Below are 25,459 nucleotides of genomic sequence, written 5' to 3' on the forward strand. Positions count from 1 at the left end.
CGGGGCGGGGGCGGCGGGGATGGTCGTCCTGGGGGTCGGGGTCGCGGGGTGGGTCGTCTACGCGAAGCTGGACGGGAACATCACGCCCGACGACGCGGCCGCGGCGGAGCTCGCGCGGTATGCGAGGGAGCGGCCGACCTCACTGGTGAAGGACGCGCAGAACATCCTGCTCATCGGGTCCGATTCGCGGTCGGGGGACGGGAACCGGAAGTACGGGCGCGACTCCGGGACCGAGCGGTCGGACACGACGATCCTGCTGCACCTGGCGGCCGGCAGGCGCAGCGCGACCGCCGTCTCCCTCCCGCGCGATCTGATGGTGGACGTGCCGGGCTGCCTGCGACCGGACGGAACGCGGACCGAGCCGATGTTCGCGATGTTCAACTACGCGTTCCAGAGCGGGGGTTCGGCCTGCACGATCCGGACGGTGGAGAAGCTGACGGGCGTGCGGATCGATCATCACGTGGTCGTCGACTTCAGCGGGTTCAAGGACATGGTCGACGCCGTGAACGGGGTCGAGGTGTGTCTGAAGGAGCCGATCGACGACAAGGCCGCCAAGCTGCGGCTGCCCGCCGGGAGGGTCACGCTCGACGGGGAGCAGGCGCTCGGGTACGTGCGGGCCCGCAAGTCCCTCGGGAACGGCAGTGACACCGACCGGATGGACCGGCAGCAGCGGTTTCTCGGGGCACTCGTCAACAAGGTGCAGAGCAATGACGTCCTGCTGAACCCGGTGAAGCTGTATCCGCTGCTGGACGCGGCCACGTCCTCGCTCACCACCGACCCGGATCTGGCGAGCCTGCGCGGACTGTACGAACTCGTGCGCGGCCTGCGGGACATTCCCACCGAACATGTGCAATTCCTGACCGTTCCGCGGGAGTCGTACGTCTACAACGCCAATCGCGACCAGCTTGTGGAGCCGGAGGCGGAGAAACTCTTCGAACGGCTGCGAACGGACGGGCCGGTGGCGGTTTCTCAGGAAATTCCCACGAACCCCGCCCCCACGGAGTCGGGCGACTACGGTCCGTTCGCATTCCGGCCTTCCGGACCTGCGGCTTCCGGGGCGGTTTCGCCCACTCCGCCCGCTCCCACATTCCGCGGGAACACCGCCGCCGAGGACGGCTGCGGGTAAAGCGCTTGCCAAGCGGACCTCTCGCGACGAACACAAGTTCAAAGAAATAGGGCGGATTGCCCGCATGTAGGGGCGTGGAATTTGTCACGGCCGTCGCTCGGCGCCGAACCTGGCGGATAGTGTGAGCGATCCGGTGCCCCCGGCCACGAGGTCTTCCTGGGGTCGCGCACCGAGTGACCGAGACCCGAGCGCCTAGAGGGGGAAAGGCGCCGCGTGGCCCCGACGGAGGATTCGGACAACCGTGGACGCGCAAGGCCGTGGGCGGGCGGACAACATCGACCCCGCAGACCAGTGGGTGCTCAATCCGAACACCGGCGAATACGAACTGCGACTGACTCCTTCCACACCGCAATCGGCGGTGCCGGGGCCTCGTAGATCCGACTCCGGTCGGACCGGTGACGCAGGAGGTCCGGCGCGCCGCCGTACGGCGGCGCCGGGCCGGGAGTCGTCGTCGCCCGAGGAGACGCCGGACCCGGAGGTTCCCGGGCCGCGCCGGCGCCGGGGCGCACCGCCGGAGGAACCGGCGGCGAACCGGCGTGGCCGCCGGCCGGTGAAGAAGAAGTCGAAGGCGAAGAAGATCCTGCTGTGGACCGGCGGGATCATGGCCTTCGTCCTCGTGGGTACGGCCGGTGCGGCCTATCTCTATCTCGAGCACCTCAACGACAACATCACGTCCGTCTCCGACGACGGCGCGAGCACCGGTGGCTTCAGCAAGGACAAGGCCATCAACCTGCTGGTGATCGGCACCGACAAGCGCACCGGTTCGGGCAACGAGGGCTACGGCGACTCCGGCAGCGTGGGCCACGCGGACACCACGATCCTGCTGCACGTCTCCAAGGACCGGACGAACGCGACCGCGCTCAGCATCCCGCGTGACCTGATCGTGGACGTCCCGGACTGCGAGACCAAGCAGGAGGACGGCTCCACCAAGGTCATCAAGGGCTCCGACAACGTCCGCTTCAACACCAGCCTCGGGCAGGACAACCGCACGCCGAGCTGCACCGTGCGCACGGTCACCGAGCTGACCGGGATCCAGGCGGACAACTTCATGGTGGCCGACTTCAACGCGGTCAAGACGCTGACCACGGCGGTCGGCGGCGTCGAGGTGTGCCTGGCGAAGGACATCGACGACGAGGACTCGCATCTGAAGCTGTCCAAGGGCACCCACACCATCGAGGGCGAGCAGGCGCTGGCCTTCGTGCGTACCCGGCACTCCGTGGGCTTCGGCGGTGACCTGAGCCGGATCGAACTGCAGCAGCAGTTCCTCAGCGCGCTGATGCGCAAGCTGAAGTCGAACGACACGCTCACCAGCCCGACGAAGATGATCAAGCTGGCGGAGGCGGGTACGAAGGCGCTGACCGTCGACTCCCAGCTGGACACCATCGACAAGCTGAAGGACCTGGGTCTGGAGCTGGGCAAACTCAACGTGAAGAACCTGACCTTCACCACCGTGCCGGTGGTCGACAACCCGGCCGAGAAGGTCGCGGCCACGGTCGTGGTGAACACCTCGACGGCGCCCACCGTCTTCCAGATGATCAAGGACGATGTCTCCTTCACCGAGGTGAAGGAGCAGGCGGCGGCGTCCAAGAACGCGGCCGCCAAGGCCGCCGCGGCCCGCCTCAAGGGCACCCAGTCCGCCGCTTCCGCGGTGCGGGTGCAGGTCATGAACGGCGGCGCTCCGGCCGGCAGCGCACAGGAAACTCTTAACTGGCTGCAGAATGATGAGGGCGTGACGAAGTCCGAGAACGCGGGCAACGCGCCCGCGGCACTGAGCAAGACGACGCTCGAGTACGCGCCCGACCAGGCCGACCAGGCACGCAAGCTCGCCGCCATCATGGGGCTGCCCGGTACCGCTCTGAAGCCGGGCAAGAGTGTCGAGAACTCCCAGGGTCTGCCGACGATGACGCTGACGCTGGGCAAGGACTTCAAGGGCGCGGGCGTCTCGCTCACAGCTCCGACCACTGTGCCGGACACGGTCCAGAAGTCCACGGCGGACAAGGTCGAGTGCGCCAAGTAGGTAACCCTTCGGGCCCGTCGTGCGTCTGACTTGACGCGGGACGGGCCCGTGTCAGGCGCACGGCGGGGAGGGGCAGGGGAATTGGCGGGGAGCAGTGGGGTGCGGAGGGAGGCTCCCGCGGTCGAGGACACGATGTCCCTGACGGCGCGGGAACAACACGACGAGACCGCGGCCGAGGGGGACGGCGGAGCGGGCGGCGGGCGCGGCGCGGACCGGAACGCGAATCGCAGACGCCGGCGTCGACGCGCGTTGCGCTGGTCGGCGACGGTGCTCGCGGTGGTCATACTCGGCGGCGCGGGGGCCGGATACCTCTACTACGAACACCTCAACGCGAACATCAAGAGCGACGACCTGAACATCGGCGACGCGAAGGACCGGGCGGCCAGGACGGAGGCCAACTCGGCCGGGCAGACGGCGCTGAACATCCTGCTGATCGGTTCGGACGCCCGTGACACGGCGGAGAACCAGAAGCTCGGCGGCGCCAAGGACACCTTCGACGGTCCCCCGCTCGCGGACGTCCAGATGCTGCTGCACATATCGGCGGACCGCAGCAACATGTCGGTGGTGAGCATGCCGCGCGACACGCTGCTGGACATCCCCAAGTGCACGGACCCCGACGACGGGACCACCTACCAGGCGCTGTCCGACGAGATGACGAACGTGTCGCTCGGCCGCGGCGGTCCCGGCTGCACCGTGGCCACCTGGGAGAAGCTCACCGACATCCACATCGACCACTTCATGATGATCGACTTCTCCGGTGTGGTGTCGATGGCGGACGCGATCGGCGGCGTCCCGGTCTGCGTGGACGCCAACGTCTACTCGCACACCAGCACCGGCAAGGGCTCCGGTCTGAAGCTGGAGGAGGGCACGCACGCCGTCAAGGGCAAGCAGGCCCTTCAGTGGCTGCGCACCCGCTACGGCTTCGAGGACGACACCGACCTGGCCCGTGCCAAGGCGCAGCACATGTACATGAACTCGATGGTCCGCGAGCTGCGCGCCAACGCCAAGCTGACCAATCCCAACAAGCTGCGCAAGCTCGCCGAGGCGGCCACCAAGGCGATCACCGTCGACGACGGCCTCGACACCATCACGAAGATGTACGACCTGGCGGGCGAGCTGAAGAAGGTGCCCACCGAGCGCATCACGATGACGACGATGCCGAACCGCTACCAGGGCAGCCGGGTGGTGCCCACGGACGACGCCAAGCAGCTGTTCCGCCTGGTGCGCGAGGACATCGCCCTCGACGGCAAGGACGCCAAGAAGGCCACGGCCAGCCCGACTCCGACGGTCACCGACCCGGCCGCCGCGCCCGGCGAGATCGCGGTGCAGGTGCACAACGGGACGTCCACGAGCACGCTGGCGGCGGTGCGCGGGCGGGCCACGGCGGTGAAGGGCCTGCTGCAGGGCAAGGGCTTCACCGAGGCCGTCGCGGACACCTCGCCGGCCACGGCCACGGCGGCCACGGTGGTCCGCTACCCGAGCGCCGATCTGGAGGGCGACGCCGAGGCGGTCGCCAAGGCTCTCGGTATCCCGGCGGGCCAGGTGAAGAAGTCCACCGAGGTCTCCGGGGTCACGGTCGTCGTGGGCGCGGACTGGCGGTCGGGGACGGCGTACAAGGCGCCGGTGAAGAACGACACGACGCCCGACACGGCCGGGGCGATCAACGCGTCTGACACCACCCAGTGCATGCACGTGGACCCGAACTACACCTGGTAGCCCGGGTCCTGTGCTGCCCCGAGGGCGCGCTCCGGAAGTGCTGCGGAGCGCGACCTCGGTCGGCGGAGCGGTGCGGCGGTGCTCAGTGCGTGTCGCTGAGCACCGCGGGCCGCCGCGAGGCGATGACCTTCCTGGCCAGCGCCTTCGGGCTGGTCAGGAAGCCGAAGCCCCACGACATGTGCATGGTGGCGAGGGCCACGGGGATCTGGAGCCGTGCCTTCAGCGGCAGTCCCTTGCCGGCCGGCAGCGACCCGGCGACGATCGCCGCGAGGTAGCCGCCGGGGATCACGAAGCCCAGCGGGGTGAGCGCGGCGCCCACGACGATGCCGGCGGCTATCGCGCAGACCGCGGTGGGCGGGGCGAGGTAGCGCAGGTTGATGGAGCCCTCGTGGTAGCGGGCGACGACGTGCCGCCAACGGCCGTAGTCCTTGTACTGCTTGGCGAGCGCCTTGACGCTGGGCCGCGGCCGGTAGGACACCTTGAGCTCGGGCGAGAACCAGATGAGGCCGCCGGCCTCCCTGATCCGGAAGTTCAGCTCCCAGTCCTGAGCGCGGATGAACTCCTCGTTGTAGCCGCCCTGTTGCTCCAGCGCAGCGCGCCGGAAGACGCCGAGATACACGGTCTCCGCGGGGCCTGCCTGCCCTCCCGTGTGGAAGGCGGCGTTGCCGACCCCGATCTTCGAGGTCATGGCCGCGGCCACCGCGTGCTCCCAGTCGTTCTCGCCCTCGGCGTGCATGATCCCGCCGACGTTCTGCGCACCGGTCTCCTCCAGGAGGCGTACGGCGGTGGCGATGTAGTTCGGGGAGAGCATGCCGTGCCCGTCGACGCGGACGACGATCGGATGGCGTGACGCCTTGATCGCGGCGTTGAGGGCGGCGGGCGTACGCCCTGAGGGATTGGGGACCGTGTGCACGCGCTTGTTGCCGGAGGCTGTCTCGGCGACGAGCTGGGCCGCGATCTCTTCCGTGCGGTCCGCGGACGGACCGATGGCGATCACGACCTCCATCTCGCCGGCGTACTCCTGCGCGAGGATCGCTTGGACGGCTCCGCGCAGATGCCGCTCCTCGTTGAGGACGGGCATGATGACGGACACGGCGGGGAGCTGCACGTCGGGCTTGGCGTTCATAGGGGGCTCACGTTACCGCGAACGGGGGACACGGCCCGCCCCGCCGGGTGCGCTGCGCCGGTCGGCAGATCGTATGGGCCTACCGTTCCAACGGCTCCCCCCGCCCACCGCCGCCGCCCGGAGGTGCCCCGTATGCCCCCCACACCGCCCCGGCCCCCGCGTCGACCCCACCCGCGGCGCCGCGCACCCCGTCCCAGCGCCCGACGCGGACGCCCCCGCTGGGCCATGCGGGCGACGACCACGCTCTCGGTGGTGCTGCTCGCCGCCGCGGGGATCGGCCACTCGGTGGTCGCCGGTCTCGACGCGGACATCGCCCGGGTCGACCCCTTCAAGGACATGAAGAACCGTCCGCGGGCCGGCCACGGCATGAACGTCCTGCTGGTCGGCACCGACGGCCGCGACGACATCACGGAGACGGAGCGCCGCCGCTACCGCCTGGGCGGGGCCCCCTGTCACTGCACCGACACGATCATGATCGTGCACATCTCGGAGGACCGTGAGCGGGCCAGCGTCGTCAGTCTCCCGCGCGACTCCTACGCCGAGACGCCGCCGCACACCGACCAGGTCACCGGCAAGGAGCACGGCGGCCACCCGATCAAGATCAACTCGGCGTACGCGGAGGGCGGTCCGCAGCTGACCGTCCGCACGGTCGAGAACATGACCCACGTGAAGATCGACCACTACCTGGAGGTCGACTTCACCAGCTTCATGAAGACGGTGGACGTGCTGGGCGGCGTGCGGATCTGCACGGCGGAGCCCCTGAAGGACTCGTACACGGGCCTGGACCTGGCACCGGGCGCACACACGCTCAAGGGCGGCCAGGCCCTCCAGTACGTCCGCTCCCGCCACACGGACGCCTCCTCCGACCTGGGCCGGATGAAGCGGCAGCAGCGCTTCCTGGCGGCCCTGGTGGACCGGGCCACCTCTTCCGGGGTGCTGCTGAACCCGCTGCGGTTCCGGGACGTGACGCGGGCGGTGCTCGGCTCGGTACGGGCCGACCGGGGCTTCGGCACGGACGAGCTCCTCGACCTCGGCCGGGCGATGCGCACCTTCTCCCCCTCCTCCTCCGAGTTCACGACGGTCCCCATCGGCGAGATGGGATACGTCGTGAAGGGCCTCGGTTCGACGCTCAAGTGGGACACCGTGAAGGCGCAGCGTCTCTTCCGGGCCCTGCGCGAGGACGAGCCCCTCGCCGCCGCGGGGGCCCGGCCGCGCGACGGCGGAGCCACCCGCGTGGACGTGGCCCCGGAGCAGATCCGCGTCCAGGTGGAGAACGGCACCCGCACGGCGGGACTGGGCAAGCGGGTGGACGCGGCGCTGGCGGCGACGGGTTTCCGTACGACCCGGCAGCCGGTCAGCGCGGCCGACCCTTCGGCCCGGCGCACGGTCGTCGCCTACGACCCCCGCTGGGACCGCTCCGCGAAGTCGCTCGCGACGGCCCTGCCGGGCAGCGAACTGCGGGCGGTGAAGGGCCTCGGGTCCACGCTGAAGGTCATCGCGGGCACGGACTTCCACAAGGTCCGCAAGGTGCGGGCGGCCCATGTGGAGCAGGGCGAGTCGGCAGTGGTGCGGGGGGACGAGGTGGGCTGCCCCTAGGCAGATGTGCGTTTATGTCGCGAAACGTACGGAATGGAGCCGTCCGCCCGATGGCGCGGGGCACGTGGGAGGCGTACGACGGAAGGGCACGCACGGGGCCCGCCGGGCCCCCTCACCCCCAGGAGGAGCCATGACCCAGCCCGGAACCATGACCGCCATGAGCCAGCAGATGCAGGACTGCGTCGAGGCGTGCATGTCCTGCCACAGCATCTGCGAGGAGACCATGAGCTCCTGCATGCAGATGGGCGGCCAGGTCCAGATGCAGATCATGCGCGCGCTCATGGACTGCTCGGAGACGACCCGCATGTGCGCCGACATGATGATGCGGCGCTCGCCCATGTCGGCCGAGATGTGCGCGATGTGTGCCAAGGCGTGCGAGATGTGCGCCGAGGCGTGTATGGCCATGCCGGACGATCCGCAGATGATGCGCTGCGCGGAGGCCTGTCGCCGCTGCGCCGAGATGTGCCGCACGATGGCCGGCGCCACCATGTGACCGTCGCCCGAACGAACTCAGGGGCACCCGTGCGGGTGCCCCTGAGTGCAGCGCCGTGCGGCCGGCTCAGTTGCCCGAGACGGTGACCTTCTCGTCGTTCTTCAGCTGGCTGACCAGCGTCTTCACCTTCGCCTTGTCCCAGACGAGGTTGCCGCCGGTGGAACCGGAGATGGGCATGTTCATCGACTTGCCGTCACCGCTGTTGACGCCCTTCATCGCGAAGAACATCGACCCCAGGTCGTACAGGCCCATGTCCTTGTCGACGATCAGGGTGTCCAGGCCCGCGCTCATGGTCGGGTAGAGCTTGAACGGGTTGAGGACCGTGCCCGGGGTGGCCACCTGGTTGGCGAGGGCCGCGAGGAACTTCTGCTGGTTCTTCGTACGGTCCAGGTCGGAGCCCGCGAGCGCGTACCGGGTGCGGACGAACGCGAGGGCCTCCTCGCCGTTCAGGGTCTGCTTGCCCTTCTTGAAGTCGGCGCCCGACTTGGTGTCCTTGATGTCCTGCGGGATGTCGATCTCGACGCCGCCGACCGAGTCCACGATGTTCGCGAAGCCGGCGAAACCGATCTCCACGTAGTGGTCGATGCGCAGACCGGTGTTGAACTCGACTGTGCGCACGAGCAGCTCCGGCCCGTCCTCGGCGTAGGCGGCGTTCAGCTTCACGTGCCGGCCGGTGCCCTTGTAGGTCTTGCCGGACTCGGAGCCGACGAACGTCGGGATCTCCACGTCGGAGTCGCGCGGGAGCGAGATCAGCGTGTCGCCGTTGGAGCCGGTGTGCAGGATCATCATCGAGTCCGTGCGCTTGCCCTCGGCGGAACCGGTGTGCAGCTCCTTCTTCTCCTCGGCGGACATGCCCTCACGGCTGTCGGAGCCGACGATCAGGTAGTTGGTGCCCTCGCCCGCCTCGGGCCGGTCGATCACCTTCGACAGGTCGACCTCGCGGTTCAGCTTGCCGTCGGCCCAGAAGTACGTGGCCACCGATGTGACGACCAGCACGGTCAGGACGGTGATCGCCGTCCACTTGATGCGGCGGCGCCAGTTCGGCGCGGGCCGCGGAGCGCGGGTGCCGAGGCCCCCCGGACCGCCGGGGTCGCCGCCGCCCCCGTAGACCTCGCCCGAGCTGTAGCCGCTGTCGTAGCCGGTGTTCTGGGCGTTCGTGTAGTCGCCGTATCCCTGGCCGTTGACGTACGACGGCTGCGGCGGGACTCCGGCGCCCTGCGGCGGCGCGGCCGGGCCGCGGCGGACCTGCCGCATGACACGCGGGCTCTCGGGCTGCGCGTTCGCGCTGCCGCCGCCGTACCGGTTGCCGCGGTCACTGTCGGACCACCCCTCGGGCCAATCGTTCATGCGGACCAGTGTGCAGGGCAGGGCTGTGTGCCTTACAAGGGCCGTCGGAGAATCAGGGCCCCGCTGTTGCCAAGCTGACACAAAGTCCCGGCTTGTCCCCGTCGGCATAAGGTGGAGGACATGACAGACCAGGTCACCGCGGCGGACTCGGGCAGCACCCCGGACATCCCGGGCAAGCCCACATCCGCGTCCCGCACCACCCTCAGCCACATCATGACCCACAACGACACCAACCTGCTGGGCACGGTGCACGGCGGTGTGATCATGAAACTCGTGGACGACGCGGCGGGCGCGGTGGCCGGACGGCACTCGGGTGGGCCCGCCGTCACCGCTTCCATGGACGAGATGGTGTTCCTGGAGCCGGTCCGCGTCGGCGACCTCGTCCATGTGAAGGCCCAGGTCAACTGGACCGGCCGGACGTCGATGGAGGTCGGGGTCCGGGTCCTGGCCGAGCGCTGGAACGAGTCGACTCCGCCCACCCAGGTCGGCTCGGCCTATCTCGTCTTCGCCGCCGTCGACGCCGACGGCAAGCCGCGCGTGGTCCCCCCGGTCCTCCCGGAGACGGAACGCGACAAGCGCCGCTACCAGGAGGCCCAGATCCGCCGCACCCACCGGCTGGCCCGGCGCCGGGCGATCAGGGAACTGCGCGAGCGCCGGATCGCGGAGGGGCTCGAGGACTGAGCGGGCAATCCGCCCGCCCGCCGGCGCCGTCTCCGCGAAGGAGCGGAAGCGGCGAAGGGCGCCCGGTCCCCCGGGCGCCCTCCGGCCGTCGCTCCGTGACCGGTTACGGCAGGTTCCTCGCCATGACGATGCGCTGGACCTGGTTCGTGCCCTCGTAGATCTGGGTGATCTTCGCGTCGCGCATCATCCGCTCCACCGGGTAGTCCCGGGTGTAGCCGTAGCCGCCGAGGAGCTGGACCGCGTCCGTGGTGACCTCCATCGCCACGTCCGAGGCGAAGCACTTCGCGGCCGCGCCCTGGAAGGTGAGGTCGGCGTCCAGCCGCTCGGACTTGGCCGCCGCCGCGTACGTCAGCTGACGGGCGGCCTCGATCTTCATGGCCATGTCGGCGAGCATGAACTGGATGCCCTGGAAGTCGGCGATCGCCTTGCCGAACTGCTTGCGCTCCTGGACGTAGCCCTTGGCGTAGTCGAAGGCGCCCTGCGCGACGCCCAGCGCCTGCGCGGCGATCGTGATGCGGGTGTGGTCCAGGGTCTTCATCGCGGTGAGGAAGCCCGTGCCCTCCTCGCCGATCATGCGGTCGGCCGGGATCCGGACGTTGTCGAAATAGACCTCACGGGTCGGGGAGCCCTTGATGCCCAGCTTCTTCTCCGGGGCCCCGAAGGAGACACCCGGGTCGGACTTCTCCACGACGAAGGCCGAGATGCCCTTCGAGCGCTTCGTCGGGTCCGTCACGGCCATCACCGTGTAGTACTCGGAGACGCCCGCGTTGGTGATCCAGCGCTTCACGCCGTTCAGGATCCAGTGGTCGCCGTCCCGGACCGCCTTGGTCTTCATACCGGCCGCGTCCGAGCCCGCGTCCGGCTCGGAGAGGGCGTACGAGAACATCGCGTCGCCCTTGGCGAGCGGCGTCAGGTACTTCTTCTTCAGGTCCTCGGAGCCCGAGAGGATCACCGGCAGGGAGCCGAGCTTGTTCACCGCGGGGATCAGCGAGGAGGACACACAGGCCCGGGCGACCTCCTCGATCACGATCACCGTGGCAAGGGCGTCCGCACCCGCGCCGCCGTACGACTCGGGGACGTGCACCGCGTGCAGGTCGCTCGCCACCAGCGCGTCCAGCGCCTCCTGCGGGAAGCGGGCCTCCTCGTCCACCGCGGCGGCGTACGGCGCGATCTTCGCCTCGGACAGCGAGCGGATGGCGTCGCGGAGCATGTCGTGCTCCTCGGACGGGCGGTACAGGTCGAAGTCAGCCGATCCGGCCAAGGTGTCTCACGCTCCAAAACGCTACGGTCACCGACGCTAATTACCGTTAAGTAACTCAAATTTTAGGCGTCCACCCACCCGAGTGATACGTGAGTTTGGCGACAGGGGGCTTTCCTCTGACAACTGCCCGGTGAGGGGAGCCTGCACGCCCCGACTATGCTCGGGCGCGCAGCGACGCCATCCCCACCTGGAGCATTCATGGCCCTCAAGATCACCGTGATCGGCACCGGCTATCTCGGCGCCACGCACGCCGCGGCCATGGCCGAGCTGGGTTTCGAGGTGCTCGCTCTCGATGTCGTGCGCGAGAAGATCGAGATGCTGGAACGCGGCGAGACCCCCATGTACGAGCCGGGGCTCGAGGAGCTGCTGCGCCGGCACGTCCCCGGGTTCGAGGGGTCCAGCGGACGGCTGCGCTTCACCCAGGACTGGGCCGAGGTGGGGGCCTTCGGCGACGTCCACTTCGTGTGCGTCAACACCCCGCAGAAGCACGGTGAGTACGCGTGCGACATGTCGTACGTCGAGTCCGCCATGGGCTCCCTCGCGCCGCATCTGGCACGGCCCGCGCTCGTCGTCGGCAAGTCCACCGTGCCGGTGGGCTCCGCGGACCGGCTGGCCCGGACGATCGCCGAGCTGGCGCCCGCCGGCGCGGACGCCGAGCTCGCCTGGAACCCGGAGTTCCTGCGCGAGGGGTTCGCGGTCCAGGACACCCTGCACCCGGACCGCATCGTCGTCGGGGTGCGCAGCGAGCGGGCCGAGGCGCTGCTGCGGCAGGTGTACGAGACGCCGATCGGCGAGGGGTCGCCCTTCGTCGTCACCGACTTCCCCACCGCCGAGCTGGTGAAGACCTCGGCGAACTCCTTCCTCGCCACCAAGATCTCCTTCATCAACGCCATGGCGGAGGTGTGCGAGGCCGCCGACGGCGATGTCGCCAAGCTGGCCGAGGCCATCGGCTACGACGACCGGATCGGCAAGAAGTTCCTGCGGGCGGGGATCGGGTTCGGCGGCGGCTGTCTGCCCAAGGACATCCGGGCCTTCATGGCCCGTGCCGGTGAGCTGGGTGCCGACCAGGCGCTGACCTTCCTGCGCGAGATCGACTCCATCAACATGCGTCAGCGCGGACAGATGGTCGAGCTGGCCCGGCAGGCGCTGGGCGGCGGGTCCTTCCTGGGCAAGCGGATCGCCGTGCTCGGCGCCACCTTCAAGCCCGACTCCGACGACGTACGGGACTCGCCGGCCCTCAATGTCGCCGGTCAGATCCATCTCCAGGGCGGGCAGGTCACGGTGTACGACCCGAAGGGCATGGCCAACGCCCGCCGGGTCTTCCCGACGCTCGCGTACGCGGACTCGGCCCTGGAGGCCGTCCGGGGCGCCGACGCCGTACTGCACCTCACCGAGTGGCAGGAGTTCCGCGAGCTCGACCCGGCGCTGCTCGGGGAGGTCGCCACGACCCGGCTGGTCCTCGACGGACGCAACGCGCTCGACCCGGTCCTGTGGCGCAAGGCCGGATGGACGTACCGGGCGATGGGCCGCCCGACCGCGTAAGCGCAGAAGCGAGCGCGGCCACCGGCGCCGTACCGGGCGCGGGCGCGGGCATCGGCGCCGGTACGGGCACGCCCGCACGCGAGGCGCGGGCACAGGTCCACGGAGCGACGCCGGTTCGGCCGAGGCTCAGTCGGCCGAACCGGCGTCTTGCTGCATTCTGCACCACCGGCCTGTGCCCCGGCCGGTGAACTACTTCGCCCGGTACCGGCGCATCTTCGCGCGCGCCCCGCACACCTGCATCGAGCACCAGCGCCCGCGGCCCGCCGGACTGCGGTCGTAGTACGCCCAGTGGCAGGTGGCGGCCTCGCAGGCCTTCAGCCGGGTCCAGGTGCCCGCGATCAGCGCCTCCGCCACCGCGGCGGCCGTACGGGACAGCAGCGAGGCCGCGCCGGCGGCGGCCAGGCGGGCGGAGCCGTCCTGCTCGTCGATCGTCACCAGCAGGGGCGCCGACGCCAGCAGCTCGCCCAGCGGGGTCACCTCGCGGTGCGGCGGATGGCCCGCGTGGGCCAGCAGGGCCGCGCGCAGCGACTCGCGCAGCTCACGGGCGCGCGCCACCTCGCCCACGGCGTCCCCGGCGGCGTCGGTGTTCTCCGGCAGCCCGAACCGGGCCCGGCCCTCCGCCGTGTCCAGCGCGTCCGCGCCCGACTCGAGGTCGAGCGTGTTCACCAGGGCCTCGACCAGGGCCAGGCTCCCGGGTGCCGCCGATCGGTCATTCATGCTTGCGACGTTACCGCCAATGCGGGAGCATGCAGTAACCGTTACTGGTTACCCGGCTCTGGAGGTAACCAGTCCGATCGCCAGGAGGAAGTCATGGCTCTCGCCAAGCTGGGTGTCGTCGTTCTGGACTGTCCCGACCCGGGCACCCTGGCCGGCTTCTACGCCGAGGTGCTGGGCGGCACCGTCGAGGGCGAGGGGGACTGGGTCGACGTGCGGGTGCCCGGCGGTCAGTCGCTGGCCTTCCAGGCCGCCGCCGGGTTCGTACCGCCCGCGTGGCCCGCGCCCCAGCACTCGCAGCAGTTCCATCTGGACCTGACCGTCGACGACCTGGACGCGGCCGAGCGGGGCGTGCTGGCGCTGGGCGCGAAGCCGCTGGACGCGGAGGACCGTTCGCGCGGCTGGCGTGTGTACGCGGATCCGGCTGGGCACCCGTTCTGCCTGTGCAGCTGCTGAGACCCGCACGCCCACCGGAACCCCGCACGACCGCTGAAGCCGCAACGACCGATGACCCCGCACACCCCTGAAGCCACACGACCCCTGAAGCCACACGACCGCTGAAGCCACACGACCGCTGAGGCCGCACACCCGGTGGGCTGCGCAGACGCCGAAGCCGCACGACCGGTGAGGCGGCGCAGACGCTGCCGCCCCACGACCGGTGAGGCGCTCGGGCGCCGAAGCCGGCCGCAGCGCTGAAACCTTACGACCGTCCCGTGTCCAAGCCCCGTACCGCGCTCGCCAGGAGGATTCCATGCCGCCCGTCGCCCGCTTCCGTTCCGTCGTCCTCGACTGCCCCGACCCGCGCGCGCTCGCCGACTTCTACGCGGCGGTCCTGGGCGGTACACCCGAGGCCGAGGACGGTGAGGACGACTGGTTCGTCCTGTACGTGCCCGGCGGTCCCCGGATCGCGTTCCAGCAGGTCGAGGGGTACACCCCGCCGGAGTGGCCGCGCGCCGACCGCAATCCGCAGCAGTTCCACCTCGACCTCGACGGCGGCGCCACCTGGGCGGAGATCGACGCGGCCCACGAGCGGGTGCTGGCGCTGGGCGCGCGGCCGCTGGATCTGGAGGACCGGGAGAAGAAGGACTTCCAGGTGTACGCCGATCCGGCGGGGCATCCGTTCTGCCTGTGCCGGGTCGAGCACCCGTAGCGGCCCCGCCCGGCGGTCCCGCGACGGCCTGCCGGACGCCCTGTCCGACGACCTGCCCGGCGGCGCTATCCGTCCAGCTCCGCGATCCGCACCGTCGACGGCTCCCTGCGGTCCTGGGTCGCGCGGGCCGTGAAGTCGGCGGTGCGCAGGACACGCTGCACGTTGCCCCAGGTCAGCAGGGCGATGTCGGTCTCCGGCCAGCCCCGGCGGAGCAGCTCGGCGATCAGGTGCGGATAGCCGGAGGCGTCGGCGAGGCCCTGCGGGTGGGCGGCGCCGGAGTCGTAGAGCCCGGACAGGCCGACGCAGTCCGGGCCGGCGATCGCGCGGACGTGGTCGAGGTGGTCGGCCACGTCCCGCAGGCCGGGGCCGGTCTGCTCGGCGGTCAGCGGTACCAGGCAGAGTCCCCTGGCCTCGCCCAGCCCGGCGAGCAGTTCGTCGGACAGGTTGGCGGGGTGGGGGCGCAGCGCGCGGGCGGCGGAACGGGTGCACAGGACCGGCGTCTTGGAGAGGGTGAGGACGCGGCCGACGGTGAGGTCGCCGGCGCCGGAGAGGTCGGCGAGCACGCCGATCCGGTTCATCTCGCGCACGACCTCCTCGCCGAACCGGGTCAGTCCCGCGTCGCCCCCCGCCCAGGAGGTGCCGGAGAGGGTGAGGACGCGCAGCCCGAGGGAGTGCAGCACGCGCAGGACGCCCAGCGAGTCGTCGAGCGCGGCCGCCGCGGCCGGGCCGAGGACCACGGCGACGCGGCCGCAGTTGCGGGCGTCGATGATCTGTCCGGCGCTGCGCGCGAGCCGCAGCCCTTCGGGGTGGGCGGCGATCACCGACCGGACGAGGTCCAGCTGCTCCAGGGTGGCCCCGACGGCCCGGTGGGCGGCGAGGCCCTCGGGCAGGTGCAGCGACCACAGCAGCGCGCCGACATTGCCCCGGCGCAGCCGGGGCACGTCCGTGTCGACGGCGCTCTCGCCGAGCTGGAGGTCGTAGCAGGGCAGGTGCCGCAGGGCCGAGGGCAGTCCGCTGTAGCCGTCGGCGACCGGGTGCGCGGCGAGGAGGGCGCGGGCGCGCTCCAGCGGGGTGCTCTCGAGCACCTCCTGCGCGGCCTGGACGGCCTCGGCGACATCGAGGGCCGGGAGGACGGCCTCCGCGGCCTTCTCGGCCGTGAGCGGCGCGTACGGGCCGGACGGGCTGGGCGGGCCGGACGGGCCGGACGGAGCCGCCTGCGCCTCGCCGTCGAGCTCACCGACCTCGGGAAGGGTGTGCGGCTCGTCATGGAGGTCGGCCATGGCGGTCTCCGTACGTCGATCAGCAGTACGGTCACCGTCGCACGGCGGACGGCCGGCTTCCTGGTGGACGGGGCGTTCGGGGTACGGGTCACTGGGCGATCGGGGTACGGACGCCCCGGCGCCCGGTCAGGTGCCCTCGGCCACCCGGATCACCTCGTCCAGGGTGTCCCGGGAGCGGACCAGGTCGGCGATGGTGCGGTCGATGCGGTCGCGCTCCGCGGCGAGGTCGGCGACCAGCCGGGGGGTGGCGACGGCCGAGGGGCCGCCGTCGGAGTCCCGCATGCAGGGCAGCAGCTGGGCGATCCTGGTGCTGTGCAGCCCGGCCGCGAACAGCTCCTGGATGAGCACGACCCGGTCGACGGCCCGCTCGGGGTAGTCCCGGTGGCCGCCGGGGGTGCGGTCGGCGGCCAGCATCCCCTGGGCCTCGTAGTAGCGCAGGGAGCGCTCGCTGACGTTCGTGCGCCGCGCCAGTTCACCGATCCGCATGGCCGCCCCCGGTCCCGAATGACTTGAAGCTGACATCAGTGTCAGCTTTTACGGTACCGCCATGACACCGACCAAGGACACCCCGTTCCGGCTGGGAGAACTCCCCCTCCCCCACCGTCTCGTCATGGCCCCGCTGACCCGCAACCGAGCCGCCGCCGACGGCACGCCGGGCGACCTCATGGTCGAGTACTACGCCCAGCGTGCGTCCGCCGGCCTGATCATCGCCGAGGCCGCCACGCCCAACGCGGTCGGGCAGACGTATCCGAACATCACCGCGATCCACCGGCCCGAGCACGTGGCCGGATGGCGGCGGGTCACCGACGCCGTACGGGAGGCGGACGGGCGGATGTTCCTCCAGCTCCAGCACGGCGGGCGGGTGGGGCATCCGGCGACCAGCGGGCTGACGCCGGTCGCCCCCTCCCCCGTCCCGTTGCCGGAGACGATCTTCACGCCGGACGGTCACCGGCCCGCCGTCACGCCCCGGGAGATGGACCCGCACGACATCGCGGCCACCGTCGCCGACTTCGCCTCGGCCGCCCGCAACGCGCTCGACGCCGGGTTCGAGGGCGTGGAGGTGCACGCCGCGAACGGCCATCTGCTGCACCAGTTCCTGGCCGGCAACACCAACCACCGCACCGATGCCTACGGCGGCCCGGTCGCCCGGCGGATCCGGTTCGCGGCGGAGGTGGCGGAGGCGGTCGCCGCGGAGATCGGCGCGGAGCGGGTGGGCGTACGGATCTCGCCCGGCGTCACCTTCAACGGCATCGAGGAGGAGGACGACGACACGGCGGAGCTCTACCCGGCGCTCGTCGAGCGGCTGAAGGGTCTCGGGCTCGCGTACCTGCACGTGGTGTACGCCGAGCCGGACGCACCGCTGTTCCGCCGGATCCGGGCCGAGTGGCCGGGGGCGCTCGTCGCCAACCCCGTGCTGACGGAACTCACCGCGGACGCCGTCTCCCGCGCGGTCGACCGGCTGCTCGCCGCCGGGGCCGACCTGGTCGCCCTCGGACGGCCGTTCCTGGCCAATCCCGACCTGGTCGCCCGGCTGCGGCAGGGGGCCCCGCTGAACCCGCTGCGGGAGCGCTACCTGATGTACGTGGGCGGGGCGGTCGGCTACACCGACTACCCCGCCCTGTCCGACGGACCCGCTCAGCCGTCCAGCGACTCGATCGTCGCGTGGGACGGCGACCGGGTCGCCTGAAGGTCGCGGGCCACGTCCTCCGCCGCGCCGAGCACGCGTACCGCGTTCTGCCAGGTCAGCTTGGCGAGGTCCGGCCGGGACCAGCCGCGGTCGAGGAGCTCCGCGATCAGGTTGGGATAGCCGGAGACGTCGTCGAGGCCGTCGGGCGTGAAGGCGGTGCCGTCGTAGTCGCCGCCGATGCCGAGGTGGTCGATGCCGGCGACCTCGCGCATGTGGTCGAGGTGGTCGGCGACCGTGGCGACGGTGGCGATCGGGCGGGGGTTCGTCTCCTCGAAGACCCGGTGGACCTTCATCGCCTCGGCCGTGGTGGCGAGGTGGTGGAAGCCGTGGGCGCGCATGTTGTCGTCGGCGGCGGCCGTCCAGTCGACCGCCGCCTGCAGGACGAACTTCGGCACGAAGGTCACCATCGCCATGCCGCCGTTGGCGGAGAGGCGTCCGAGGACGTCGTCCGGGATGTTGCGGGGGTGGTCGCACACCGCCCGCGCGGAGGAGTGCGAGAAGATCACCGGCGCGGCCGTCGCGTCGAGCGCGTCCCGCATCGTCGTCGCCGCCACGTGCGAGAGGTCGACCAGCATGCCCTCGCGGTTCATCTCGCGCACGACCTCGCGGCCGAACGCGGTCAGGCCGCCGGCCTTGGGCTCGTCGGTCGCGGAGTCCGCCCAGTCCACGTTGTCGTTGTGGGTGAGCGTCATGTAGCGCACCCCGAGTGCGTACAGGCCGCGCAGGGTGCCGAGCGAGTTGGCGATGGAGTGGCCGCCCTCCGCCCCCATGAGCGAGGCGATACGCCCCTCCGTGCGCGCCGTCTCCATGTCCGCGGCCGTGAGCGCGGCCCGCAGGTCCCGCGGGTGGCGGGCGATGAGCCGCCGTACGCAGTCGATCTGCTCCAGCGTCGCCGGGACCGCGTCGGGCAGGTCCGCGCGCACGTACACCGACCAGTACTGCGCGCCGACCCCGCCCGCGCGCAGCCGGGGGATGTCGGTGTGCAGGTGGGCGTGCTGGTGGCCGGCGATGTCACGGGCGTCGAGGTCGTAGCGGACCTGCTCGCGCAGCGCCCAGGGCAGGTCGTTGTGGCCGTCGACGACGGGGAACTCGCGCAGGAGCTCGCGGGCCGCGTCCAGTGAGGTCATCTGCGTCACTTTCCGAAACCGAAGCCGTTCGAACCCGCGACCTTGGCACGCAGGCGCTTGCCCTTCTCGGTGGCCTGGTCGTTCAGCTCCTGCTGGAAGTCCCGCATGCGGGCGAGCAGCTCCTCGTCCTGGGTGGCGAGGATGCGGGCGGCCAGCAGACCGGCGTTGCGGGCACCGCCCACGGAGACCGTGGCGACCGGGACACCGGCCGGCATCTGCACGATCGACAGCAGGCTGTCCATGCCGTCCAGGTACTTCAGGGGCACGGGCACGCCGATCACCGGCAGCGGGGTCACGGAGGCGAGCATGCCGGGCAGGTGGGCGGCGCCGCCGGCGCCCGCGATGATCACCTTGAGCCCGCGCCCGTCCGCCTGCTCGCCGTACGCGACCATCTCGCGCGGCATGCGGTGCGCGGAGACGACGTCGACCTCGTACGCGATCTCGAACTCGTCCAAGGCCTGCGCGGCGGCCTCCATGACCGGCCAGTCGCTGTCCGACCCCATGACGATGCCTACAACAGGGCTCATTCGGTGATCGTGCCTCTCAGGTAACCGGCTGCGTGACGTGCGCGCTCGAGGACGTCGTCCAGGTCGTCGCCGTAGGTGTTGACGTGTCCGACCTTGCGGCCGGGCTTCACGTCCTTGCCGTACATGTGGATCTTCAGCTGGGGGTCGCGGGCCATGCAGTGCAGGTACGCGGAGTACATGTCCGGGTAGTCGCCGCCGAGGACGTTGACCATGACCGTCCACCCGGCGCGCGGACGCGGGTCGCCGAGGGGGAGGTCGAGGACGGCGCGGACGTGGTTGGCGAACTGCGAGGTGATCGCGCCGTCCATCGACCAGTGACCCGAGTTGTGCGGGCGCATCGCCAGTTCGTTGACGAGGACGCGTCCGTCGCGGGTCTGGAACAGCTCGACGGCGAGGTGCCCGACGACGTCCAGTTCCTTGGCGATCCGCAGGGCCATCTCCTCGGCCCGCAGGGCGAGGGTGCCGTCCAGGCCGGGCGCCGGGGCGATCACCGTGTCGCAGACGCCGTTCACCTGCCGTGACTCGACCACCGGGTAGGCGACGGCCTGCCCGTGCGGGGAGCGCACGACGTTGGCGGCGAGCTCGCGGACGTAGTCGACCTTCTCCTCCGCCAGGACCGGGACGCCGGCCCGGAAGGGCTCCGCCGCCTCCTCGACCGAGTCGACGACCCACACGCCCTTGCCGTCGTAGCCGCCGCGGACGGTCTTGAGGACCACCGGGAAGCCGTCGCCGCCGGCGCCCTCGGCCAGGCCCTCCGCGGCGAACGCGGCGACATCGGCCGGGTCGGTCACGATCCGGTGCCGGGGGCACGGAACGCCGATCGCGTCGAGCCGCGCGCGCATCACCCCCTTGTCCTGGGCGTGCACCAGCGCGTCGGGGCCCGGGCGGACGGGGATGCCGTCCGCCTCCAGCGCCCTGAGGTGCTCGGTGGGTACGTGTTCGTGATCGAAGGTGATCACATCGCACCCGCGCGCGAACTCACGGAGCGTGTCGAGATCGCGATAGTCGCCGATGACGACATCGCTCACGACCTGCGCCGCGGAATCCTGTGGGGTGTCACTGAGGAGCTTGAATCTGATGCCGAGCGGGATGCCCGCCTCGTGTGTCATACGAGCGAGCTGGCCCCCGCCGACCATGCCGACTACCGGGAACGTCACGCCCCCAGGGTATCGGCCACGCCGGCGCGGCCGAATTCCGCGCCTCTTACCGGGACCTTTCCCGTCTCATACCGACCGTTTCCCCGCTTCTTCCCCGCTGGTCACGGGCCCGTGAGCCGGACCACAGGAAACCGACAAGAGTGGTGGTTAGCATGGCTGGGTTGACGAAACCGAACCCGGACGGGGGCCTGTACGACCATGGCGCATGGTTCCTCGGGGCTGAGGAGGGTCGTCCGCGAGCTCGCGAAGTTCGGAGCGGTGGGCGGCGCGGGGCTGCTGGTCAACCTCGGGGTCTTCAACCTTGTCCGGCATCTCACCGACCTCCAGGTGGTGCGGGCCAGTGTCATAGCGACGGTCGTGGCCATCGCCTTCAACTACGTGGGGTTCCGCTACTTCACCTACCGTGACCGCGACAAGAGCGGGCGAACGAAGGAGATGACGCTGTTCCTGCTGTTCAGCGCGGTGGGACTCGTGATCGAGAACGGTCTGCTGTTCGCGGCGACGTACGGCTTCGGCTGGGACAGCCCGATCCAGAGCAATGTGTTCAAGTTCGTCGGCATCGGGATCGCGACGCTGTTCCGGTTCTGGTCGTACCGGACGTGGGTGTTCCGGACGCTGCCGGCGAAGGAGGCCGTGGCCGGCGTGACCGGCCCCGAGCCGTTCCTGACGGTGACCGAGCAGACCCGCAAGCCCGAGCCGAGGGCCGGCACCCGGGTCGGCTGACGGGCCCTATCTGACCGTCGGCTCGCCGTCCTCCGCGGTCCGCTTCTGCGGGGGCGTACTGGACAGGAACAGTCCGAAGACCGGGGGCTGGGCCTGGAGCATCTCCAGACGGCCGCCGTCGGCCTCCGCCAGGTCGCGGGCCACCGCCAGGCCGATGCCCGTGGAGTTGCGGCCGCTGATGGCCCGCTCGAAGATGCGGGCGCCCAGATCGGCGGGGACGCCGGGACCCTCGTCGGTGACCTCGACCACGGACTGGTTGCCGGTGACACGGGTGCGCAGCGCCACCGTGCCGCCGCCGTGCATGAGGGAGTTCTCGATCAGGGCGGCCAGGACCTGGGCGACCGCGCCGGGTGTGCCCACCGCCCGCAGATGGCGCTTGCCGGAGCTGACGATGGCCCGCCCCACGCCGCGGTAGGCGGGGCGCCACTCGGCGAGCTGCTGCTGGATGACCTCGTCGAGGTCGAAGGTGACCGCCGAGCCGGTGCGCGGGTCGCGGGCGTTGGTCAGCAGGCGCTCGACCACGTCCGTCAGGCGTTCCACCTGCGTCAGGGCGATCGTCGCCTCCTCCTTCACGGTGTCCGGGTCGTCGGTGAGGGTGATCTCCTCCAGACGCATGGAGAGGGCCGTCAGCGGCGTGCGCAGCTGGTGGGAGGCGTCCGCCGCGAGACGGCGCTCGGCGGTCAGCATGCGGGCGATGCGCTCGGCGGAGGCGTCGAGGACGTCGGCGACCCGGTCGAGCTCGGGAACGGCGTACCGCTTGTGCCGGGGCCGCGGGTCGCCCGAGCCCAGCCGCTCCGCCGTCTCGGCGAGGTCGGTCAGGGGGGAGGCGAGCCGGTTGGCCTGGCGGATGGCCAGCAGCACCGCCGCGATCACCGCGAGCAGCGCCACCAGGCCGATGATCAGCAGCGTGCGGCCGACCTCCCGGGTGACGGTGGAGCGCGGCTCCTGCACGAGGACGGTCTCGCCCTCCTCGCCCCGGGCCGTCGCCTTGATCACATCGCCCTGGGGCCTGGTGCCGACCTGGATGACCGTCCGGCCGGGGATCCGGATCTCGGCGTAGCGGTCCTGCGTGACCTGGTCGCGCAGTATCTCGGCGGTGACGTGCTCGGAGCCCACCAGCCGGCTGTCCACGATGCTGGCCAGCCGCAGCGCCTCGGAGTCCACCCGTTCCTGGGCGCTGTTGCTGATGGTGCGGGTCTCGACGATGACGAGGGACACCCCGAACACGGCGATGACGACGAGCACCACGGCGAGGGTGGACTGAATGAGACGGCGACGCACGGTGCCCTCCGGACGGTGACTTCACAGGACCGGCGCGGGAAACCGGCTCAGGGCGCGGGGAACGGCGCGACCGGTCCCCACCGACGCACCCGGCCACGCGACGCGCACGGCCGGGCCCACCCCCGCGGAGCGCTCAGCAGCGCTCAGCTCTTCTCGAAGCGGAAGCCGACGCCGCGCACGGTGGCGATGTAACGGGGGTTCGCCGCGTCGTCGCCGAGCTTCTTGCGCAGCCAGGAGATGTGCATGTCGAGGGTCTTGGTCGACGACCACCAGGTGGTGTCCCAGACCTCGCGCATCAGCTGGTCGCGGGTGACGACCCGGCCCGCGTCGCGGACGAGGACCCTCAGCAGGTCGAACTCCTTGGCCGTGAGCTGGAGTTCCTCCTCGCCCATCCAGGCGCGGTGCGACTCCACGTCGATGCGGACGCCGTGCGTGGCGGGCGGCTGCTGGGGCTCGGACGCGCCGCGCCGCAGCAGGGCCCGGACCCGGGCCAGCAGTTCGGCGAGCCGGAAGGGCTTGGTGACGTAGTCGTCGGCGCCCGCGTCCAGACCGACGACGGTGTCCACCTCGTCGGCGCGCGCGGTCAGGATGAGGATCGGGATGGCGTGTCCCTCCGAGCGCAGCCGGCGGGCCACCTCCAGACCATCCATGCCGGGCAGCCCGAGGTCGAGCACGACCAGGTCGACGCCGCCCTGCATTCCGGCGTCGAGCGCGGTGGGGCCGTCCTCACGCACCTCGACCTCGTAACCTTCCCGGCGCAGGGCGCGGGCCAGCGGCTCCGAGATGGACGCGTCGTCCTCGGCGAGCAGTACACGGGTCATGAGCTGATGGTAGTCCGCGCCGGGCGGCGGCCGAAGTGTGATCGCCCGGCTGTTTCTTACTCACGGACATGCCGGACAGGCGGCGTGCCGAGCGGTCGGCCGTCCCTCCGTAGATCTTGGTACGGACCTACGGTCGGTGGATGGCATCCTGGTGGAGACCTTCGAAAGCTCGCCCACGGTTCCTTGATCACCTGTGATCCGTGTCTCAAGTCCTTCCATATCAGGCGTTGTGCTGCCGTATGGTGAGGTAACGCCTGTAGCACGCATGGACCTTCGGCGGTCGGCTTGACGTCGAGGGTCTCCTTTGTGTGCGGGCCGGTCCCCGCCGGCCTCGAAAGGAATGACCTGTGGCCGGGCCCCCGACTCGAGGGGGCGTGGATCCCGGTGGTCGCCGTCCGCCGCTCCGAGACCCGGAGCGGACTCCCCCGGGGCGTGGGGGTGGACGACGCGCTCCGCCGGTGCCGGCCGCCCCCCACCGGGCGCGCAACGCTCCATCGCGGCGCGCGTCCCGAGCAGCAAGGAACGACATGGCGTCCAGCCTGACGAAGGACTCGGTCCGCCCGGGCACACCCGGCTCCGGGAAGACCTTCTTCGGCCACCCCCGCGGACTGGCCACTCTCTTCATGACCGAGATGTGGGAGCGATTCTCCTACTACGGCATGAGGGCCCTGCTCCCGCTGTACCTGGTCGCTCCCGGCGGCCTGCACCTCAGCGCGGCGACCGCGACCGCTATCTACTCGGTCTATCTGTCGCTCGTGTACCTGCTCGCCCTGCCCGGCGGCTGGTTCGCGGACCGCGTGCTCGGCCCCCGCAAGACCGTCGCCGTTGCCGGCGCGATCATCATGCTCGGCCATCTGACCCTCGCGCTGCCGAACGCCGGCACCTTCTACGGCGGACTCGGCCTGGTCGCCATCGGCTCGGGTCTGCTCAAGGCCAACATCTCGACGATGGTCGGCCACCTCTACGACGGGCCCGACGACCCGCGCCGCGACGGTGGCTTCACGCTCTTCTACATCGGCATCAACCTGGGCGCGTTCGCCGCGCCGCTGATCATCGGCACCATCGGTGAGAACGTCAACTGGCACCTGGGCTTCGCGCTGGCCGCGCTCGGCATGGGTCTGGGCCTCGCCCAGTTCCTGCTCGGCAGCCGCCACCTGAGCTCCCGCTCGGACGTCGTCCCCACGCCGCTGTCCGCGCAGGAGAAGGCGGCCACTCTGCGCAAGGCCGCGTTCTGGGCGGCCGTCGCGATCGTCTTCTACGCGGTCGTCGGTGTCTCCGGCGTCTACACGCTGAACTGGCTGCTGGTCCCGATCACCGTCGCCGGTCTGCTCATCCCGGTCGTCGTCATCGCCCGGATGAAGCGCGACAAGGAGCTGGACCGCGCCGAGCAGTCCCAGCTGACCGCGTACGTCTGGTTCTTCGTCGCCGCGGCCGTGTTCTGGATGATCTACGACCAGGGCGGTTCGACGCTGTCCCTGTTCGCCGAGTCCTCCGCGGAGAACAGCGTCCTCGGCTGGGACTTCCCGGTCTCCTGGTACCAGTCGGTCAACCCGGTCCTGATCATGGCCCTGGCCCCGCTCTTCGCCTGGGCCTGGCTGGCCCTGGCCCGGCGCGGCAAGGAGCCGAGCACCGCGACGAAGTTCGCGATGGGTCTCGTCCTGGTCGGCGCGTCCTTCTTCCTCTTCCTGGCCCCGCTGTCGATCGCCGAGGGCGGTCACAAGGCGGCCGCGCTGTGGCTGGCGGCGATCTACTTCGTGCAGACCGTCGGCGAGCTGACCCTCTCCCCGGTCGGCCTGTCGGTCACCACGAAGATGGCTCCCGCGAAGTACGCCTCGCAGATGATGGGCGTCTGGTTCCTGGCCGTCACCGCCGGTGACGCCACGACCGGCCTGCTGTCCATCGCGGGCGTCGACCTCAACAAGACGGGCATAGTCGCCCTGGAGGCGGTGCTCGCCGTCGTCGCCGGTGTGGCGGTGTGGATGTACCGCAAGAAGGTCAAGGCGCTGATGGGCGACGTCCACTGACGTCCGCTCCCGCGCATGCCGGAGGGCCGCCACACCCGCGTGGGTGCGGCGGCCCTCCGTCGT

23 protein-coding genes are annotated in these 25,459 nt (G+C 70.9%); 12 read left to right on the forward strand and 11 right to left on the reverse strand.

The window, feature by feature from the left end; all coding sequences use genetic code 11:
• Positions 1–19 precede the first annotated feature (19 nt).
• From ASD48_RS07120 to ASD48_RS07130, 3 genes are all read left to right on the forward strand, one after another.
• Positions 20–1,126 carry an LCP family protein gene (locus ASD48_RS07120; protein ID WP_348983207.1) on the forward strand — a complete coding sequence of 369 codons (1,107 nt, stop codon included), beginning with the start codon at positions 20–22 and terminating at the stop codon, positions 1,124–1,126.
• 241 nt (positions 1,127–1,367) lie between these two features.
• The gene (locus tag ASD48_RS07125) at positions 1,368–3,143 is read left to right on the forward strand and encodes an LCP family protein (RefSeq protein ID WP_079073640.1); all 1,776 of its coding nucleotides are present in this window, start codon (positions 1,368–1,370) and stop codon (positions 3,141–3,143) included.
• A 132-nt stretch (positions 3,144–3,275) separates the two neighbouring features.
• Positions 3,276–4,859 carry an LCP family protein gene (locus ASD48_RS07130; protein ID WP_242432553.1) on the forward strand — a complete coding sequence of 528 codons (1,584 nt, stop codon included), beginning with the start codon at positions 3,276–3,278 and terminating at the stop codon, positions 4,857–4,859.
• 82 nt (positions 4,860–4,941) lie between these two features.
• On the opposite strand, the gene ASD48_RS07135 is transcribed toward ASD48_RS07130, so the two are convergent.
• Positions 4,942–5,985 carry a glycosyltransferase family 2 protein gene (locus ASD48_RS07135; RefSeq protein ID WP_057600517.1) on the reverse strand — a complete coding sequence of 348 codons (1,044 nt, stop codon included), beginning with the start codon at positions 5,983–5,985 and terminating at the stop codon, positions 4,942–4,944.
• Positions 5,986–6,210: 225 nt separating this feature from the next.
• Between ASD48_RS07135 and ASD48_RS07140 the strand changes: the two genes are divergently transcribed.
• Positions 6,211–7,581, forward strand: a complete 1,371-nt coding sequence (locus tag ASD48_RS07140) for an LCP family protein (RefSeq protein ID WP_057600518.1) — start codon at positions 6,211–6,213, stop codon at positions 7,579–7,581.
• Between the two features lie 130 nt (positions 7,582–7,711).
• A complete protein-coding gene (locus ASD48_RS07145; protein WP_057600519.1) occupies positions 7,712–8,074 on the forward strand; it encodes a four-helix bundle copper-binding protein in 363 nt (120 codons plus the stop codon).
• A 66-nt stretch (positions 8,075–8,140) separates the two neighbouring features.
• On the opposite strand, the gene ASD48_RS07150 is transcribed toward ASD48_RS07145, so the two are convergent.
• Entirely contained in the window at positions 8,141–9,421 is a 1,281-nt protein-coding gene (locus tag ASD48_RS07150; RefSeq protein ID WP_057600520.1) for an LCP family protein, read from the reverse strand.
• Between the two features lie 120 nt (positions 9,422–9,541).
• Here ASD48_RS07150 and ASD48_RS07155 point away from each other — a divergent pair, with 120 nt between their 5' ends.
• A complete protein-coding gene (locus ASD48_RS07155) occupies positions 9,542–10,102 on the forward strand; it encodes an acyl-CoA thioesterase (protein WP_057600521.1) in 561 nt (186 codons plus the stop codon).
• A 103-nt stretch (positions 10,103–10,205) separates the two neighbouring features.
• Here the strand turns inward: ASD48_RS07155 and ASD48_RS07160 are convergent, their stop codons facing one another.
• Positions 10,206–11,363, reverse strand: a complete 1,158-nt coding sequence (locus ASD48_RS07160; protein WP_020128535.1) for an acyl-CoA dehydrogenase family protein — start codon at positions 11,361–11,363, stop codon at positions 10,206–10,208.
• A gap of 198 nt (positions 11,364–11,561) precedes the next feature.
• Here ASD48_RS07160 and ASD48_RS07165 point away from each other — a divergent pair, with 198 nt between their 5' ends.
• A complete protein-coding gene (locus ASD48_RS07165; RefSeq protein WP_057600522.1) occupies positions 11,562–12,905 on the forward strand; it encodes a UDP-glucose/GDP-mannose dehydrogenase family protein in 1,344 nt (447 codons plus the stop codon).
• Between the two features lie 189 nt (positions 12,906–13,094).
• Here ASD48_RS07165 and ASD48_RS07170 read toward each other — a convergent pair whose 3' ends face one another.
• Positions 13,095–13,622: a CGNR zinc finger domain-containing protein gene (locus ASD48_RS07170; RefSeq protein ID WP_057600523.1), complete on the reverse strand. Its 528-nt coding sequence runs from the start codon at positions 13,620–13,622 to the stop codon at positions 13,095–13,097.
• A 93-nt stretch (positions 13,623–13,715) separates the two neighbouring features.
• Between ASD48_RS07170 and ASD48_RS07175 the strand changes: the two genes are divergently transcribed.
• Together ASD48_RS07175 and ASD48_RS07180 are read left to right on the forward strand one after the other, a co-directional pair.
• Positions 13,716–14,075 carry a VOC family protein gene (locus ASD48_RS07175; protein ID WP_057600524.1) on the forward strand — a complete coding sequence of 120 codons (360 nt, stop codon included), beginning with the start codon at positions 13,716–13,718 and terminating at the stop codon, positions 14,073–14,075.
• A 295-nt stretch (positions 14,076–14,370) separates the two neighbouring features.
• Complete coding sequence (locus ASD48_RS07180; RefSeq protein ID WP_057600525.1) at positions 14,371–14,769, forward strand: VOC family protein; 399 nt, start codon at positions 14,371–14,373, stop codon at positions 14,767–14,769.
• A gap of 65 nt (positions 14,770–14,834) precedes the next feature.
• Here the strand turns inward: ASD48_RS07180 and ASD48_RS07185 are convergent, their stop codons facing one another.
• Together ASD48_RS07185 and ASD48_RS07190 are read right to left on the reverse strand one after the other, a co-directional pair.
• Positions 14,835–16,049: a dipeptidase gene (locus ASD48_RS07185; protein WP_057600526.1), complete on the reverse strand. Its 1,215-nt coding sequence runs from the start codon at positions 16,047–16,049 to the stop codon at positions 14,835–14,837.
• A 126-nt stretch (positions 16,050–16,175) separates the two neighbouring features.
• Entirely contained in the window at positions 16,176–16,535 is a 360-nt protein-coding gene (locus tag ASD48_RS07190) for a MerR family transcriptional regulator (protein WP_057600527.1), read from the reverse strand.
• A 61-nt stretch (positions 16,536–16,596) separates the two neighbouring features.
• Here ASD48_RS07190 and ASD48_RS07195 point away from each other — a divergent pair, with 61 nt between their 5' ends.
• Positions 16,597–17,736, forward strand: a complete 1,140-nt coding sequence (locus ASD48_RS07195; protein WP_057600528.1) for an alkene reductase — start codon at positions 16,597–16,599, stop codon at positions 17,734–17,736.
• Here ASD48_RS07195 and ASD48_RS07200 read toward each other — a convergent pair.
• Genes ASD48_RS07200 through ASD48_RS07210 form a run of 3 tightly spaced genes read right to left on the reverse strand, consistent with a single transcriptional unit; the run spans position 17,685 to position 20,547 of the window.
• Positions 17,685–18,863, reverse strand: a complete 1,179-nt coding sequence (locus tag ASD48_RS07200; RefSeq protein WP_057600529.1) for a dipeptidase — start codon at positions 18,861–18,863, stop codon at positions 17,685–17,687. The two genes, ASD48_RS07195 and ASD48_RS07200, sit on opposite strands and share 52 nt — an antisense overlap.
• Before the next feature lie 5 nt (positions 18,864–18,868).
• On the reverse strand, positions 18,869–19,390 hold the full coding sequence (gene purE, locus ASD48_RS07205) for a 5-(carboxyamino)imidazole ribonucleotide mutase (protein WP_079073641.1): 522 nt from the start codon (positions 19,388–19,390) through the stop codon (positions 18,869–18,871).
• Positions 19,387–20,547: a 5-(carboxyamino)imidazole ribonucleotide synthase gene (locus ASD48_RS07210; RefSeq protein WP_199875655.1), complete on the reverse strand. Its 1,161-nt coding sequence runs from the start codon at positions 20,545–20,547 to the stop codon at positions 19,387–19,389. The genes purE and ASD48_RS07210 overlap by 4 nt, the downstream gene beginning before the upstream one ends.
• 198 nt (positions 20,548–20,745) lie before the next feature.
• Between ASD48_RS07210 and ASD48_RS07215 the strand changes: the two genes are divergently transcribed.
• Positions 20,746–21,270: a GtrA family protein gene (locus ASD48_RS07215; protein ID WP_063887404.1), complete on the forward strand. Its 525-nt coding sequence runs from the start codon at positions 20,746–20,748 to the stop codon at positions 21,268–21,270.
• 6 nt (positions 21,271–21,276) lie between these two features.
• Here ASD48_RS07215 and ASD48_RS07220 read toward each other — a convergent pair whose 3' ends face one another.
• Complete coding sequence (locus tag ASD48_RS07220) at positions 21,277–22,551, reverse strand: ATP-binding protein (protein WP_057600532.1); 1,275 nt, start codon at positions 22,549–22,551, stop codon at positions 21,277–21,279.
• 143 nt (positions 22,552–22,694) lie between these two features.
• Positions 22,695–23,372, reverse strand: a complete 678-nt coding sequence (locus ASD48_RS07225; RefSeq protein ID WP_020128522.1) for a response regulator transcription factor — start codon at positions 23,370–23,372, stop codon at positions 22,695–22,697.
• 527 nt (positions 23,373–23,899) lie between these two features.
• Here ASD48_RS07225 and ASD48_RS07230 point away from each other — a divergent pair.
• Positions 23,900–25,396: an oligopeptide:H+ symporter gene (locus ASD48_RS07230; protein WP_057600533.1), complete on the forward strand. Its 1,497-nt coding sequence runs from the start codon at positions 23,900–23,902 to the stop codon at positions 25,394–25,396.
• The last annotated feature ends 63 nt before the right edge of the window (positions 25,397–25,459 follow it).

It is taken from the genome of Streptomyces sp. Root1310 (assembly GCF_001426425.1).
In the GTDB taxonomy this organism is placed as follows: domain Bacteria; phylum Actinomycetota; class Actinomycetes; order Streptomycetales; family Streptomycetaceae; genus Streptomyces.